The 16006-nt window shown below is 69.5% G+C and carries 16 protein-coding genes; 14 read left to right on the top strand and 2 right to left on the bottom strand.

The genetic code is table 11. The features are described 5' to 3' along the window. Positions 1-165 precede the first annotated feature (165 nt). The 12 genes from B0E52_RS06280 to B0E52_RS18305 all read left to right on the top strand — a co-directional run bounded on the left by B0E52_RS06280 (position 166) and on the right by B0E52_RS18305 (position 11930). The gene (locus tag B0E52_RS06280) at positions 166-852 is read left to right on the top strand and encodes a response regulator (RefSeq protein ID WP_077482678.1); all 687 of its coding nucleotides are present in this window, start codon (positions 166-168) and stop codon (positions 850-852) included. After that, positions 849-2282, top strand: coding sequence for a sensor histidine kinase (locus tag B0E52_RS06275; RefSeq protein WP_077482676.1), 1434 nt, complete (start codon positions 849-851; stop codon positions 2280-2282). Before B0E52_RS06280 ends, B0E52_RS06275 begins: the two co-directional genes overlap by 4 nt. 151 nt (positions 2283-2433) lie before the next feature. Next, on the top strand, positions 2434-3870 hold the full coding sequence (locus B0E52_RS06270) for an efflux transporter outer membrane subunit (RefSeq protein ID WP_077482715.1): 1437 nt from the start codon (positions 2434-2436) through the stop codon (positions 3868-3870). Beyond that, complete coding sequence (locus B0E52_RS06265; RefSeq protein ID WP_077482674.1) at positions 3870-5000, top strand: FtsX-like permease family protein; 1131 nt, start codon at positions 3870-3872, stop codon at positions 4998-5000. The genes B0E52_RS06270 and B0E52_RS06265 overlap by 1 nt, the downstream gene beginning before the upstream one ends. Before the next feature lie 5 nt (positions 5001-5005). Then, positions 5006-5755 (top strand): ABC transporter ATP-binding protein, encoded by a 750-nt coding sequence (locus B0E52_RS06260; RefSeq protein WP_077482672.1) that lies wholly within the window; start codon positions 5006-5008, stop codon positions 5753-5755. Then, positions 5752-6699, top strand: coding sequence for an efflux RND transporter periplasmic adaptor subunit (locus B0E52_RS06255; RefSeq protein WP_077482670.1), 948 nt, complete (start codon positions 5752-5754; stop codon positions 6697-6699). Before B0E52_RS06260 ends, B0E52_RS06255 begins: the two co-directional genes overlap by 4 nt. Positions 6700-6934: 235 nt before the next feature. Further along, positions 6935-7771: an alpha/beta fold hydrolase gene (locus B0E52_RS06250; protein WP_077482667.1), complete on the top strand. Its 837-nt coding sequence runs from the start codon at positions 6935-6937 to the stop codon at positions 7769-7771. A gap of 1 nt (position 7772) precedes the next feature. Continuing rightward, the gene (locus tag B0E52_RS06245) at positions 7773-8147 is read left to right on the top strand and encodes an EamA family transporter (protein WP_077482665.1); all 375 of its coding nucleotides are present in this window, start codon (positions 7773-7775) and stop codon (positions 8145-8147) included. Next, positions 8144-8557 (top strand): EamA family transporter, encoded by a 414-nt coding sequence (locus B0E52_RS06240; protein WP_077482663.1) that lies wholly within the window; start codon positions 8144-8146, stop codon positions 8555-8557. The genes B0E52_RS06245 and B0E52_RS06240 overlap by 4 nt, the downstream gene beginning before the upstream one ends. A gap of 15 nt (positions 8558-8572) precedes the next feature. Beyond that, positions 8573-9790, top strand: a complete 1218-nt coding sequence (locus B0E52_RS06235; RefSeq protein ID WP_077482661.1) for a DegT/DnrJ/EryC1/StrS family aminotransferase — start codon at positions 8573-8575, stop codon at positions 9788-9790. Between the two features lie 197 nt (positions 9791-9987). Continuing rightward, complete coding sequence (locus tag B0E52_RS06230; RefSeq protein ID WP_139351604.1) at positions 9988-11478, top strand: hypothetical protein; 1491 nt, start codon at positions 9988-9990, stop codon at positions 11476-11478. 23 nt (positions 11479-11501) lie between these two features. Beyond that, complete coding sequence (locus tag B0E52_RS18305; RefSeq protein WP_139351603.1) at positions 11502-11930, top strand: hypothetical protein; 429 nt, start codon at positions 11502-11504, stop codon at positions 11928-11930. A 180-nt stretch (positions 11931-12110) separates the two neighbouring features. On the opposite strand, the gene B0E52_RS06225 is transcribed toward B0E52_RS18305, so the two are convergent. After that, positions 12111-12983, bottom strand: a complete 873-nt coding sequence (locus tag B0E52_RS06225; RefSeq protein WP_077482657.1) for a hypothetical protein — start codon at positions 12981-12983, stop codon at positions 12111-12113. Between the two features lie 120 nt (positions 12984-13103). Further along, positions 13104-14174, bottom strand: coding sequence for a peptidogalycan biosysnthesis protein (locus B0E52_RS06220; RefSeq protein WP_077482655.1), 1071 nt, complete (start codon positions 14172-14174; stop codon positions 13104-13106). Positions 14175-14265: 91 nt separating this feature from the next. Here B0E52_RS06220 and B0E52_RS06215 point away from each other — a divergent pair, with 91 nt between their 5' ends. Both B0E52_RS06215 and B0E52_RS06210 read left to right on the top strand, forming a co-directional pair. Next, positions 14266-14538, top strand: coding sequence for a phosphopantetheine-binding protein (locus B0E52_RS06215; RefSeq protein WP_077482653.1), 273 nt, complete (start codon positions 14266-14268; stop codon positions 14536-14538). After that, positions 14538-15770, top strand: coding sequence for a beta-ketoacyl-[acyl-carrier-protein] synthase family protein (locus tag B0E52_RS06210; RefSeq protein WP_077482651.1), 1233 nt, complete (start codon positions 14538-14540; stop codon positions 15768-15770). Before B0E52_RS06215 ends, B0E52_RS06210 begins: the two co-directional genes overlap by 1 nt. Positions 15771-16006 lie beyond the last annotated feature (236 nt).

Raw genomic sequence — 16006 nt, 5'->3', positions numbered from 1 at the left:
CCCCACGAGTTGTCCCGCCAGCCTGCGCCAAGCCTTGGCCTGCCGTCATAGGCCAGAGGTCATGCCCGGCAGCATCGGCGGTGGTCCATCGACGCTAAGCTGTCAGACGGGTGGCGCGTGGCAAGCTGTGCGCCCCCAAGCCATACCCCAAGGGACCCGAACCGCATGCGCATCCTGCTGGCCGAAGACGATCCCTCCATCGCCGAAGGCATCTGCGCGTCGCTGCGCCACGGCAGCCACGCAGTGGACCACGTGGCCAGCGGCCAGCTGGCCGACGCCGCGCTGCGCGACCACGACTACGACCTGCTGGTGCTGGACCTGGGCTTGCCGCAGCTGGACGGCAGCGAAGTGCTGCGCCGGCTGCGCTCGCGCGGCGCCGGCGTACCGGTGCTGGTAGTCACCGCGCGCGACGGGCTGGACGAGCGCATCCGCGTGCTCGACCTCGGCGCCGACGACTATCTGGTCAAGCCGTTCGCGCTCAGCGAGTTCGAGGCGCGGGTGCGCGCCCTGCTGCGCCGTAGCAGCAGCCAGGGCGTGCCCGAGCTGAAACTCGGCCGGCTGCGGCTGGACCTGCCCGGCCACCGTGCCTGGCTGGACGACGAGCCGCTGGAACTCACCGCGCGCGAGTTCGGCCTGCTGGAGGCGCTGGCGCTGCGCGCCGACCGCGTCACCAGTCGCGCCCAGCTGATCGAGGCGCTGTGCAGTTGGGACGAGGAACTCACCGACAACGGCCTGGACATCGCGATCCACCGCCTGCGCCGCAAGCTGGAGGGCAGCGGCACCGGCGTGCGCACGATCCGCGGCTTGGGCTACCTGCTGGAAGAAGCCGCCGAGGACGGCAAGCCCGCATGAACCACGCCCCTGCCCGCCGCCCCAGCCTGCGCCGCCGCCTGCTGGGCTTCCTGCTGATTCCGGTGGCGATCCTGCTGGTGCTGGACATCCTGCTCACCTATGGGGTGGCGCTCAGCTACGCCAATCACGTGCACGACCGCGACCTCGGCAACGACGCGCTGACGCTGGCCAAGATGATGGGCAACGAGCAACTGGGCGGCGAACTGACCCCGCAGGCGCGTTTCCTGCTGCAGTACGACCCCAACGGCGACAGCTACTTCAGCGTGGTCAGCCGCAAGCACGGCCTGCTCGCCGGCAACGGCCACCTGCCGCGGCCGGCGCAGGCACCAGCGGTGGGCGCGGCGCCGGAGCTGTTCGACACCCGCATGGACAACCGTCCGCTGCGCGCGGTCACGCTGAGCACGGCATCGAGCAGCCATCCCGACGAGATCCTGATCATCACCGTGGCCGAGACCCTGCACGACCGCCACGCGCAGGCACGCAGCATCCTGCTGCTGGCGATCCTCACCCAGGCGCTGCTGATCGTCTGCGTGCTGTCGCTGGTGTGGTTCGGGGTCACCCACGGCCTGCGCGTGCTCGATCCGCTGACCCTGCGGCTGGCCCGGCGCAACCACGAGCTGACCCCGATCGGCGGCCCGGACGTGCCGCAGGAAATCCTGCCGCTGACCCGCACCATCGACGCGCTGTTCGCCCGCCTGCGCGGCATGCTGGCGCTGCACGACCGCTTCATCGCCGACGCCGCGCACCAGCTGCGCACGCCGCTGACGGGCTTGAGCCTGCACGTGGAGCGCGCGCTGGCCGACCCCGACCCGGTGAACGTGCACGATGCGCTCACTCACATCCGCCGGCTGACCCAACGCGCCGCGCGCACCACCGCCCAGCTGCTGTCGCTGACCCGCGCGCAGGCCCCGTCGACCGACACGGTCGAGCAGGTGCCGCTGGAACTCACCCGGCTGATCCCCGAGGCGGTGATGCAGCGCGTGCACGAGGCGCTGGCGGCCGGCGTGGACCTCGGCTACCAGGGGCCTGAGCAGGCGCTAAGCATCGACGGCCATGCTGCCAGCGTGCACGACCTGCTGGACAACCTGATCGACAACAGCATCCGCTACGCCGGCCGCGGCAGTACCGTCACCGTGAGCCTGCAGGCGCGCCCCGACGGCGGCGCCAACCTCGTGGTCGAGGACAACGGCCCGGGCGTGCCGCCCGAACTGCTCCCGCGGCTCAGCGAGCGTTTCTTCCGCGCGCCCGGCGCCAGCGAGGAAGGCAGCGGCCTGGGGCTGGCGATCGTGCAGCGCATCGCCGAACGCCACCACGCCGAGGTGATCTACCAGCTCGGCGAGGAACACGGCCTGTGCGTGGAGGTGCGTTTCCCCGCTCCGCGCGCCCGCGACGGCGCAACGCCGCCGCCCGGAACACCAACGTCGCGCTGACAGGCCCTGCACCCGGCCTGTATCCTTGGGCGGACTCGCACGGTCGTTACCCGCGCCTTCACTTCCTATTGCTCCCCTGACCTGACCGTGGCCCTGATCCTCATCGAAAACGCCGCCCCTCGTGCCGGCTCCGCAACACGCGGAGATCGGCATGGCTGAGGCCGCCATCGTGCCGCGCCGCCACTGGCGCGCGCCCCTGCTCGGCGTCGCCATCGCGCTCGCCGGCTGCTCGGTGGCGATGCCGAAGCTGGACCCGCCGATCCCGGCGCAATGGCAGCACGCGCTGGCAGCCCAGTCGGCCGCACGCGCCGACCTGCGCGATTGGTGGCGCGCGTTCGACGATCCGGCGCTGAACGCACTGGTCGACCAGGCCCTGGCGCGCAACCTCGACGTGGCGCAGGCGGTCGAACGGCTGCGCGCCGCGCGCATCCTGCAGCGCCACGAGGGTGCGCACTACCTGCCCTCGCTGAGCGCCCGTACCGAACAGACGATCGACCCGGACGCCAGCGCCTCGTACCTGGTGTCCGGCTTCGACGCCACCTGGGAACTCGGCCTGTTCGGCCGCGCCCAGGGCACCCGCCGCGAGGCGCAGGGCGCGCTGGACGCCGGTGCGGCCGACCTGCAGGCGGCCCGCGTGTCGGTGGTGGCCGAGGTGGTGCGCAACTGGATCGAACTGCGCGCCGCCCAGCAGCAGGAGCAATTGCTGCTGCGGATCGACGAGGTGCGCGGCCGCCAGCTCGATCTGCTCACCGTGCGCCAGCGCCTGCAACTTGCGCCGCCCGGCGCGGTGGACCAGGCGCAGGCGGCGGCGGCGCAGGCCGCGGCCGCCCTGGCCGCACCGCGGCAGGCGATCAACGCGGCGGCGCAGCGGCTGGCCGTGCTGCTGGGCCAGAACCATCCCGATCCGGCCTGGCTGCAGCCCGGCCCGCAGCCGCAACTCGGCGCGTGGGCCCTGCCCGGCACGCCGGCCGACTTGCTGCGCACGCGCCCCGAGATCGCCCGTGCCGAAGCCGACGTGCTGCGTACCGCCGGCGAGCTGGGCCTGGCCCATGCCGACCGTTTTCCCAAGCTCGGCCTCGGCGCCTCGATGATCTGGGCCACCGACCTCAACAACAACCACAAGCACACCTCGGACAACGGACTGATCTCGGTGGGCCCGTTGTTCGACATGCCGCTGTTCGACTGGGGCCTGCGCGCGGCAGCCGAGCACGCCAAGTCGCACGAACTCAAGGCTGCCGTGCTGGCCTACCGGCAGGCCGTGCTGCAGGGCGTGGCGGAAGTGGAAACCGCGCTGGGCACGCTGCAACAGCAGCAGCAGCGCGAGCAGCACAGCCAGGACGCCTGGCAGGCGCTCGCGCGTGTGGACGGCACGCTGCAGACCCGCGTGAAGCTGAAGCTGGACAGCCCGCTGGCGTTGGCCGACGGCCGGCTTGCCACCGACCAGGCCGCGATCGAACTGGCCGATGCGCGCGCCAGCCGCAGCCTCGCCTACGTGGCGCTGTACAAGGCGCTGGGCGGCGCGCCGCTGCCGGCGGACGAGGCGCCGCCCGGTGCGAAGTCCGGCAAGTCCGCCGAGGCCTCGCCCTGATGGTGGCCCTGGCGCGCAAGACCCTGGTCTACGAATGGCGGCGCTTCCTGCCCGCCATGATCGCGGTGGGCTTCGCCGGCTTGCTGCAGCTGCTGCAGCTTGCGCTGGTGCTGGGCATCTTCGGCGCCACCAGCGTCTACATCACCGGTTCGTCCGCCGACGTGTGGGTCGGTTTCCCCGGCACGCAGAGCGTGGGCTCGGGCCGATCGATCGACGCCAACGTGGAATCGCGCATCCTGATGGATCCGGCGGTGACGCAGGTCGAGCCTTACGAATGGATCGACGGCGACTGGCGCGGTACGGGCGAGACCGGCGGCGTGTCGGTATTCGTCTCCGGCATCGATCCCGCCGCCGACGGCCTGATGTTCTCCAGGGTGCTGCCCCTCGCATTGCGCGCACGGCTGGCCGAACCGGATGCAGTGATCGTGGATCGCGCCGACCTCGGCAAGCTGGGCGTGGCGCTGGACCAGACCGCCACCATCAACGGCCACCGCGTGCGCGTGGTCGGCGTCAGCAGCGGCCTGCGCGGCTTGGGTGGCATCAACGTGATCGCCTCGCTGGACACCGCGCGCCAACTGGACACCGACGCCGCCGACAACGGCCCCACCTACCTCGTCGCCAAGCTGCGCGACCCGACCCAGGCCGACACCGTGGCCATTCGCCTGCGCGGCAGCAGCGAGTTCGGCCCCTACACCACATGGAGCGCCGCCAACTTCGCCCACATCTCCGTGATGTACTGGCTGTTCGACACCGGCGCCGGCGCCGGCGTGCTGTTCCTCGCCGGCATCGTGTTCCTGGTCGGCGCGGTGATCACCAGCCAGACCCTGGTGGGCGCGGTGCAAGGCTCGGTGCGCGAGTACGCCACGCTCAACGCGCTGGGCGTGGGCGTAGGCGCACTGCGCAAGGTGGTGCTGGAACAGGCGTTCTGGGTGGGGGCGCTGGGCCTGATCGGTGCCACCGTGCTGGGCGTGGTGGTGCTGCTGCTCGCACGCAGCCAGGACGTGCCGGTGGTGCTGGGCCCGCTGGCCGCGATCGCGTGCATTGCGTTGGTGATGGGCCAGGCCGCGGTCTCCGGCATGGCGGCGATGCGCAGCATGCGCCGCATCGATCCGGCCACCTTGCTGAGGTGAACGGGATGCCGCACGCCATCGCCACTGCCACGACGCCGCGCGCCCCGATCCTGCGCGCCGACCGCGTGTGCAAGGCCTTCGATTCCGGCCGCCAGCACACCCAGGTGCTGGACCAGCTGTCGCTGGACATCGATCCCGGCGAACTCACCCTGATCTCCGGCCCTTCCGGCTGTGGCAAGAGCACCTTGCTAGCGGTCCTCAGCGGCCTGCAGAAGGTGGACAGCGGCCACGTGCACGCACTGGGCAGCGAACTGGGCCAGCTCGACCTGCGTGCGCTGGAGCATTTCCGCCTGCAGCACACCGGCTTCGTGTTCCAGGGTTTCAACCTGTTCCCCGCGCTCACCGCACTGGAACAGGTGGAATTGCCGCTCAACCACATGGGCTTGTCGAAGCAGGAAGCGCGCGAACGCGCGCGCCGCTCGCTGGAGGAAGTGGGCCTGGCCCACCGCATTAGGCTGCGCCCCTCGGAACTCTCCGGCGGCGAGAAGCAGCGCGTGGCGATCGCCCGCGCGCTGGCCAAGGAACCGGAGCTGCTGTTCGCCGACGAGCCCACCAGCGCGCTGGACGCAGCCAACGGCCAGACCATCATCGACATCCTGCACACCATCGCCCGCACCCACGGCACCACCGTGCTGTGCGTGAGCCACGACCCGCGCCTGGTCGCGCATGCCGACCGGGTACTGGCGATGGAAGACGGCCGCATTCTCAGCGACCGGCGCCCCGACGCCGTCGCCACCAAGGAAACCCCGCCATGAAGCCGACCGCCTCCCGCCCGTCTTCGTCCGCGCGCCTCGCGGCGCTGCTGCGGCCCACCGGATTCGCGCTGGCCGCCACCCTGCTGCTCGCCGCCTGCTCCAAGCACGCGGAACCGGCCACCGCCACGGCGGCCGCGCCCAGCTACGCCGCGGTGGCGCGCGGCCGCGTCGACATCGAGGGCGGCCTGCTCGCGCTGGCGATGCCGCGCGAAGGCACGCTCGCCACCGTCGCCGTGCACGAGGGCGAACAGGTGAAGCAAGGCCAGTTGCTGGCCGCGCTGGACACCCGCCCCGCCCAGCTCGCGATGGACGCCGCCCAGGCGCAGCTGGAGCAGGCGCAGGCCCAGCTCAAGCTGCTGGCGATCAAGCAGGCTGCCGCGAAGCAGCGTGCCGACCGGCTCGCCGCCGCCGCCGCCGCCGGCGCGGGCGACGGCCAGAGCGCGGACGACGCGCGCGAGGCCAGCAACCAGCTCGGCGCCGAGCACGACGCCGACCAGGCCGCGGTGGACATGGCCGCGCAGAAACTGGCCGAAGCGAAGTACGAACTGGCCCAGCGCAGCCTGCGCGCGCCGTTCGACGCGCTGGTGGTGCACGTGGTGGCCCAGCCCGGCGCCAGCGTCTCGCCCGGCGCCGGCCCGCTGTTCACCCTGCTGCCGAACAAGCCGCGCATCGTGCGCGCCGAACTCAACGAAAGCTTCGTCACCGCGGTGAAGCCCGGCATGCGCGCCGAAGTCGTCGCCAACGACGACGCCGAGAACGGCCACTGGAGCGCCCACGTGCTGCGCGTGGGCCAGGTCTACGGCCCGGCCACGCTGGAGAACGATCCGCAGATCCGCGCCAACGCGCGCACGGTGGAATGCGTGCTGGCCTTCGACCAGCCCGAGCAGCAGCTGCGCATCGGGCAGCGGGTGATCGTGCGGTTCCTGCCCGACGGCAAGCCTTGATCCGACTCCCCTCGCCCGCTTGCGGGAGAGGGGTTAGGGGAGAGGGGCTTTTGCTTCTGTGCTTTCGCCAGTTTCAATGCGGTTTCGTGCGCCTGCCGGCGCCCGAAAGCTCTTCGCAAAAAAGCAGACACCAGGCCAATGCCACACCAGTCGAAAGACTGAAGAAACCGCCCACTGCGAAGCTGTACACCTGAAAAGCCGCCTCCAGCGGCTCGATTCGTCTTGGGTGTCACGCGTGATCCAGCAAACCGATTTCTTCTTCGAAGGTGGCCGCAGCGGCGTGCTGCTGATCCACGGCCTCACCGGCACGCCGATGGAAATGAAGCTGCTCGGCAAGGGCCTGAACCGGGCCGGCTACACCGTGCACGGCATGCAGCTGGCCGGCCACTGCGGCAATGCCGACGACTTGCTCGCCACCGGCTGGCGCGACTGGTACGCCAGCGTGGAACAGGCCGCCGACGCACTGCGCGAGAAGGTGGACCACCTGTTCGTGGGCGGCTTGTCGATGGGCGCCCTGCTCTCGCTGAAGCTTGCCGCCGACCGCCCCGAGCAGGTCGCCGGTGTGGGCGTGTACGGCGCCACCTTCCGCTACGATGGCTGGAGCATCCCGCGGATGGCGCGCATGTCCTTCATGCTGCCGCTGCTGAAGAAGCTCGGCATCGGCCGCGACCGCAGCTTCATGGAACAACCACCCTACGGCATCCGCGACGAGCGTCTGCGCGCGCAGGTCAGCGCCGCGATGCTGGGCGGCGACAGCGCCGCCGCCGGCCTGCCCGGCAATCCCTGGTATTCGCTGGCCGAGATGTACGGACTGTCCGCCGCGGTGCGCCGTCAGCTCTCGCAGGTCACCGCGCCCTGCCTGGTGGCGCACGCCAGCGAGGACGACGTGGCCAGCATCAAGAATGCCGAACTGGTGATGCGCGAGGTCAGCGCGCCGGTCGAGCTGCTGCTGCTGGACGACAGCTACCACATGATCACGATCGACAAGGAACGCCGCACCCTGATCGAGCGCTCCGCCGCGTTCTTCGACCGCGTCGCCGCGGCCGACATCCCCCAGCGCGTCGCGGCCTGACATGCCCACGGGAGGCATTTCGCCGCTGGTAGCCATCTTGTGGCTGCTCAACGTGGTGCTCGACACCGGCGGCCAGCTCGCGTTCAAGGCCGCCGCCGGCGACAAGGACGCGGGCGACGGCCTTGCGCGCTGGAAGCACATGGCCGCACGTCCGTGGCTGTGGATCGGCATCGGCTGCTACGTGGTCGAATTCCTGGTGTGGATCGCCTTCCTCTCGCTGGTGCCGCTGTCCGAGGGCGTGCTGCTGGGCTCGATCAACATCGTGGCGATCATGGTGGCCGGGCGTTTCCTGTTCGGCGAGAAACTCACCCGCCTGCGCGTGGCCGGCATCATGCTGGTGACGCTGGGCGTGACCATCGTGGGGGTAGCCGGATGAAGCGCGGTTGGTTCTACCTGATCGGCTTCACCTTGCTGATGGGCTTCGACACCCTGGCGCAGATCAGCTTCAAATACGCCGGCACCCATGCGCTGCCGGTGACGGCGGACGTGGCCTGGTTGCTGCGCGTGTTCGGCGCACCGTGGATCTACGGCGCCATCGTGGGCTACGTGGGCGCGTTCTTCACCTGGATGAGCCTGCTGAAGCACGCACCGATCGGCCCCGCCTTCGCCGCTTCGCACCTGGAGGTCGTGTCGGTGATGCTGCTGTCGGTGTGGCTGTTCGACGAGCACCTCACCCTGCCGCGCGTGCTGGGTGCCATCGCCATCGTCGCCGGCATCGTCTGCCTGGGGCTGGCCGAGAGCCGCGAGCACGTGCCTGACGCTGACGAAAGCCCGGCACGGGCCTGAAATCCGGCCGTGCGCATGCTGCCCCGCCGCCACCACGAACTGCCGCCCACCGCCGGCCTGCCGCTCAAGCTGACGGACTTGCGCCCCGGCCGGGCCACGTTGGCCGCCGACATCGCCGCGCAACTGGGCACGCCGCCGCTGCAACTCACCTGCTCCGGCACCGCCGCACTGCTGATCGCGCTGGCCACGCTGCGCGAACGGCAGCCTGCGCGCCGCCGCGTGGTGATGCCCGCCTACACGTGCCCGCTGGTGCCGCTGGCCGTGCACCAGGCCGGGCTGGAACCGGTGTTGTGCGACCTGCGTTTCGGCCATTACGACATGGATCCGGACGCACTGCGCGCCGCCTGCGACGAGCGCACGCTGGCGATCCTGCCCACCCACCTCGCCGGCCGCGTGGCCGACGTGGACGATGCGCTGGCGGTGGCCAACAACGTGGGCGCCTACGTGATCGAGGATGCTGCGCAGGCGTTGGGCGCACGGCGCGACGGCAGCAGCGTGGGCCTCGCCGGAGACCTCGGCTTCTTCAGCCTCGCCGCGGGCAAGGGCCTCTCCATCTACGAAGGTGGCCTGCTCGCCGCGCGCGATCCCGATCTGCGCGAACGCCTCGCCCGCACCGCTGCGCGCATCGCGCCATACCAGCTTGGCTGGGAACTGCGCCGCAGCGTGGAGCTGCTGGGCTACGCCGCGCTGTACCGCCCGCGCGGCCTGCGCCTCGCCTACGGCGATCCGCTGCGTCGTGCGCTGCGCGATGGCGACCCGGTGGCCGCGGTGGGCGATGACTTCTCCCTGCCCTTGCCCCTGCACGCCGTGGGCCGTTGGCGCCAGGCCGTGGGCGCGCATGCGGCCCGGCGCCTGCCTGCCTTCATCGAACAGTGCACCGCCCGCGCGCAGCGCCATCTGCCGCGCCTGCGCGCGCTCCCCGGCGTCACCGTCCTGGACGACCCCGCCGGCGCGCACGGCACTTGGCCGTTCTTCTTCCTGCTGCTGCCCGACCAGCGTCGCCGCGACGCCGCGCTGGACCAACTCTGGCAAGCCGGTCTCGGCGTAAGCCGCCTGTTCATCCACTCCCTGCCCGACTACGCCTACCTCGCCGGCATCGTGCCTGCGTGCGACGTGCCGAACGCCCGCGACTTCGCCGCGCGCAGCCTCACGATCGGCAACGGCGAGTGGATGGGCGAGCGGGATTTCGATGGCATTTGCCGGACGCTGATGGCCGTGTTGTCGCAAAGTTGAAACAGTCTGCCGCACGGACGGAAGAAGGTCCCGCCGCACCAAATCGCGGGTACGTCCGGCCACTGGTTTCCCGTTCCTCCACGGATGTATCCTCGCCGCCTCGGTCGGATGTGCGCTGTGTCCTCTAGGAGGTCCTTATGCGCGGATTCACTTCGAGACCCGCGAGTCGCTCGTCTCGCACCAGGCTTTGCCAGGTCTTGGCCCCCTTGCTGCTGGCCGGTTTGTTGTTGGCATGCTCCAACGACAACGAGGTAACCGGGGCGAAGGGCGATCCCACCGCATCGGGAACCCAAAGCGAAACAGCGGCGACCACTGCGCTGGCCGGGGGTGTCACGCGCATCGTGGTGACGTACAACGACGACACCAACGCCGGCAATGCCGTTACCTATACCAGCACGACCCGGCACATCAGCAAGGGCGCCTCCAACCTGGGCTGGTCCTATTCGGACGACAGGGGCGGCAGTTGGCACTACGGCGGCAAGCTCAAGCCTCCCAAGGGCTGGGCGGTGCTGTGGGGCGATCCGGCGATCACCACCTCGCAGACCAACTACAGCGTCGTGTTCATCTCGAACCTCGCGATGCCCAACGGCAAGTTCCCGGCTGGCGGCATCGATGGATCGGTCGACCCGTTCGCTCCCGAGTCCTACATTGGGGGAGCGTGTATCGCCAAGTCGACCGACTCCGGCAAGACCTTTGCCAACTACCAGTGCGTGACCGACACCTCGCCCGTGGAAGGCGTGGGTGACGCCACCCAAGGCCATTTTTACGATGGCGGGAGCATGGTGGCATCGAATACCGGGGAGGTCTTCGCGGCGTTCGTGGACGTCGCGACCAGCCAGATTGCCGTGTATCGCAGCCCCAGCGACAGCGGCAGCTTCAAGCTCACCGCACCTCCTTTCCCGGGCATGTATGTTGCGGCCCACCCGCGCCTGCGCGCGGCCCGCGACGGTTCGGTCTACGTCGCCGCCCAGGTGATCGGGCAAGACCAGAACAGTTACATCTACCTCAATCGCTGGTCTGGCGGTTCGTGGGGCAAGCCGATTCAGGCGAGTTATCCCACGGTGTTTTACGGCTCGCTCGATTTCGGCACCCAGGTGGACGGTTCCGAGTTGACGCTACGGTTCGGCAACAGCATGTCGTACGACGTCGGGGCATCGTCGCCGAACGGCAGCGACGCCATCCGCCTGCTGTACGTCCGACGCGACTCGCCCAACGGTCCGCGCTACATCGACGCCAGCGCGTGCTACGCCGACCTGCATGCCTGTGCGCAGGTACCCCAGTGGGTCTTCAAGGGCGGCGGTCCGGGCAACTCGCAGGTCGATGTCATCAACCCCGAAGTGGCCGCGTGGCCCGGCTTCATCGGCTTGCCGCCGACTTGGCAAGCGACGTGGGCTTATCACTACGGCCACACCGGCACGGTGAATGTCTCGCGCGCCACGCTGGGCTATTTCCCCAACACGGACGACCCGCTGGTCATCTTTCCCGTGGATATCCTGCGCAATACCCCGGTGTGCTCCGACTCTGGCCGTGGATACTGGGGCGACTACGACGCCATGCTCCAGGTTGGCTGGCAAGGCGCCAGTTCGGTCTGGATGAGGTTTCTCACCGATTCCTCGCAGGGATGCCCGAAGCGCTGGACCTACCTGGGTGAGACACAACACCTGCAGCAGGCGAACTACGCCTACTGAGGGCCGGCGAGGAGGCAATCGTCATGATCAGGCTCAAAGCGATGCTTGGCCACATGCTGTCCGGACACTCATCGTTCGTGTTGCTGCTGTTTGCCTTGGCGGTCTTGCCGGGGTGCTCCGGACGACCACCCGCGAACGAACACGCGAAATCCTCGCCGGTCGCCCAGTCTTCGCCCAAGTTCGCGCCGCTGCCGGCGATGCCATCAGCGCCCGTGTGGGAACGCGTGGCCAGCCAGGGCGACTGTGCTCCGCACGGCCTTCACGGCGGTTGGGGAACGTGCATCAACGGCAAGGCCTGCCTTGGCTTTGGCGTACACGGGGAAAATGGCAATGCAGTCTGTACCTGCTACGGCCGAACCGGCGGGTGCGCGCAAGGGCAACGCTGCGACGCCCTGCAACTGGCCTGCGTCCCCGAAAAACAGCCACCTTCCGGCCGGGGCGATGCCGACTGATCTGCGCCCCCGTTGTTGGGTTGTTGACGTTCAACCACAGGTGGCCGCCGATTACCCTTCAGCGCAGGCAAGGCCGAATGTGCGTGCCCCGCACCACCCGACCAACGGCAATGAACCGTGGCAGAGCGACAAGGAATTCGAACTGGTCCGCGGCGTGCCTGGGATCACCAGCGACTGAAATCAGCCACGCTCCGCGATGGCTTCAAGCAGCTTCAAGTTCAACGCATGCTGCTGCGCCTGCCAACCGGCGAGCTGGGCGGGATCGATCTCGGGCTGCTCGTCCATCGCGGAGAGCTTGCGCTTCCACCAGGCCTGGTAGCGGTAGTGCGAGACCTCGCCGTTGATGTCGCTGCCGGCGAGGCCTTGCCGCAGGCTGCCGATCAGCGCCAGCGCGTGGTCGAGTTGCAGGCGGCCCTGGTCCCAATTGGTATGCGCCACCTCGGGCGCGAACGCGTCCTTGTCGATGGTGAGATAGGTGGGCCGGGTTTGCGTGCGCTGCTGTTCGACGAAGGCATCGACCAGCGCGTCGGGCGTGTCGAAGCCGCGGAAGGCGCGCGTGATGCCCAGCCGGCGCGACCAGCCGGTGTCCACGCCCATGCTCCAGTACGTCAATTTCCCGCGCAGCAGCGGGGCAAGGTAGTTCTCCCAGGCATGGCTCGCGCCGATGTCGGCCGAGGTGATGCCCAGCACGTGCACATGATCCACGAACGGCAGCGCAGCCACGCGGCGTACCCAGGAACCGCAGTGCACGCCGAACGGGAAGCGCATGTTGTCGGGATGGTTGTCCAGCACCACCACCTGGATAGCCGTGGCGGGCTTCAGCCGCGCGATCAGCGGCCAGCTGAGATGGTGGAAATCGCCCGAGCCGGTGAACACGGTGCCGTACTGCGCGGGCAGCCGCGCATCCAGCAGTGTGCGGAAGCGGCGCATGGTGGCCAGCGAACAACCGAAGCGGATCGCTTCCTGCCATTCGGCCAAGGGCAGCACGAGGCGGTTCGGCAGCTCGCCCACCGAGCCGTCGATGTCGAGCACGACGGGGCGTTGCACGGACATGTTCACGCGCGCCCCCCCGCGGTTCGTGGGTCGGGCTCCAGCCCGACGCATCGGGCATGTCGGGCTGAAGCCCGACCCACGACAGGTACAGGGCTGGCGGCGCAACTCATCGCATGACATTCACTCATTGTCTTTCTCCGCAGCGTCCTGCCATTGGCGGTCGCTCTCGAAATGGCCGCCCAGCTTGCGCAGCAGCGCGCGCAGCACGGGGTTGCGCGCGTACACCGCATGGCGGGTGAAGGTGAAGCTGGCGCCGAGGAAAGATTTCACCTCGGGGTCGGTCCAGCCGGCCACGTAATGCGTCAGGCCGCACTCGCGCGCGTAGCCCAGGTTGTGCATCCAGCTCACGAAGTACAGGTTGTGCTCGCGGGCCGCGGGGTAAGCGAAGCCGACGTACTTGTCGATCAGCTTGCCATCGTGCTCGTAGCAGAGGTTCCAGCCGACCATCTTGCCTACGTGCCGGTACACGAACAGCACGCCACCGCTCTCCGCGTCCTGCAGCAGCCGGCGGAAGTAGTCCGCGCTCAGGCGGTCGAAGTGGATCTCGCTCTGCGCATACACCGCGTCGAACAGCGCGTAGTACGCCGCCAGCGTAGCCTCGTCGAGGAAACGCGCATCGCCGGTGCGCACGACCTCGATCTCGAGCTGCGCGCGCGAACGCAGCTTGCGGCGGAGGTTCTTCCGGCGGCTGTAGCTGAGCTTGGCCAGGTACTCGTCGTCCGAGCCGAAATCGATGGGCACGTAGGCCAGCGCCTGCCCTTCCAGCAGGACGAAGCCTTGCGCCGCGCAGGCGGCGGCGAAGTCGCGGGCATGGGCGTTCGCGGCGGCGTCGAGCAGCGGCGAATCCTGCGCGATGTCCTTCACGATGAGCAGCCTGCACTCGCGCCCCCAGGCGGCCTTCAAGTCCTTCGCCAATCCGGCGGGCGACACGCCGGGGGGCAGCGGCGCGTACTCGGTCACCGTGCTCCCGGCGAAACGGGTACGCCAGGTCAGCAGCCGGCGCCAGTGCCGCGCCAGCGGCAGCCCGGCCACGCGGCGGCGCAGCGCGTCGTCGGCCGTGGTCAGCAGGTCGAACGGCGCCGTGAAGCCCGGCATGCCCTGCGGCGAGCGCGCCACCGTGAAGCCGATCGGCGGCTCGTCCATGAACGCCGTGAGCAGTGCGTCCGGTTCCAGTTGCGAAATGAAAGGCATGAGTAAGCGGGTTTGCCTAGACTATGGGGGTCGCCCGTGCCGGTTCACCGGCCCGGGCGTGCCCATTGTCGCCTGCCACCAAGGATCCGTCATGACCGGAACGACCCAGCAGCAAGTGTTCGAGATCATCGCCAAGCAGGCCAAGGTCGACGTGGCGAACGTCAAGCCCGAATCCACGCTGAAGGATCTCGGCGTCGCCTCGCTGGAGGCGATCGAGCTGATCTTCGACATCGAGGAACACTTCGACATCCACTTCCCCGAGCAGCAGGGCGCCAACTTCGACAGCGACACCGCGCAGAGCCTGGTCGACGCCGTGCAGAAGGCGCTGGACGAGAAGGCCGCCGCAGGCGAAGGCAGCCCGTAATGCCCACCATCGAGACACGCCGGGTCGTCATCACCGGCATGGGCGCGATCAGCCCGCAGGGCGTGGGCGCCCGCGCCCTGTGGCAGGGCCTGCGCGAAGGGCGCAGCGCGATCGGCCCGCTGCGCCACCGGGACAGCGACACGCTGCGCGTGAAGATCGCCGCCCAGGTGCCGGAAAGCTTCGACCCCGCCACCGGCATCGACGAGCGCACCCTGCCCCTGCTCGACCGCACCTCGGAGTTCGCGCTGCACGCGGCGCGCGAGGCGATCGCGCATTCCGGCATCGATTTCGCCCGCGATGGCCTCGGCCTGCGCACCGGCGTGGTGGTAGGCACCGGCGTCGGCGGCGAGACCACCCAGGACGAGCAGAGCCGCCGGATCTACGCGGAAAAGGCCAGCCGCACCCACCCGCTCACCATCGTGCGGCTGATGACCAACGCCTCGGCCAGCCAGATCAGCATCGCCTACGGCCTGCGCGGCCCCACCTACGCGGTGGCCAGCGCCTGCGCCTCGGCCAACCACGCGATCATCCAGGCCGCGCAGATGATCCGCTTCGGGCTGACCGACGTGGCGGTCACCGGCGGCACCGAGGCCTGCCTCAGCTACGGCGCGCTGCGCGCCTGGGAAGCGATGCGCGTGCTGTCCGACGACACCTGCCGCCCGTTCAGCGCCAACCGCCGCGGCCTGGTGCTGGGCGAAGGCGCCGCGATCTTCGTGCTGGAGTCGCTGGAACACGCCCGCGCGCGCGGCGCCACCATCCTCGCCGAACTCGCCGGCACCGGCATGAGCGCCGACGCCAGCGACATCGTGATGCCCAGCGCCGAAGGCGCCGCCAGCGCCATGCGCCAGGCGCTCGCCGAGGCGGAGCTCAATCCCGAGGACGTCGACTACATCAACGCCCACGGCACCGGCACGCAAGCCAACGACAGCACCGAAACCCGCGCGATCCGCCTCGCCTTCGGCGCGCACGCCGACAAGCTCGCGGTGTCATCCACCAAGTCCATGCACGGCCACGCCCTGGGCGCCTCCGGCGCGCTGGAACTGGTGGCCGCGATCGGCGCGCTGCGCGACGGCGTGGTGCCACCCACCGCGAACCTCGACAAGCCCGACCCGGCTTGCGATCTGGACTACGTGCCGAACGTGGCGCGCGAGATGCCGGTGCGGGCGGTGCTCAGCAACTCGTTCGCGTTCGGTGGGCTCAATGCCGTGCTGGCGTTGAAGCGGGCGCCCTGATCCAAGCGCCTCAAGGTCCCAAGCAGGCCCACCGCTTTGCTCGTCATTCCTGCGAAGGCAGGAATCCAGTGCCTTTGTGCTGGCGCAAGCAACAAAGTGGTTTCGTGCGCCTGCCGGCGCCCGAGTTACTTTTCTCTTGCGTGGCCAAGAGAAAAGTAACCCAAAGAGAAGGCCACCCCGCGGCGCCGCTTTCCGTCCATCCCTGGCCGGAAAGAAAGTCCGTGAGCCGTGTCTGG

It is taken from the genome of Rhodanobacter sp. C06 (assembly GCF_002001105.1).
Taxonomy (GTDB): domain Bacteria; phylum Pseudomonadota; class Gammaproteobacteria; order Xanthomonadales; family Rhodanobacteraceae; genus Rhodanobacter_A.
This window is presented reverse-complemented; position numbering and strand designations above follow the sequence as displayed.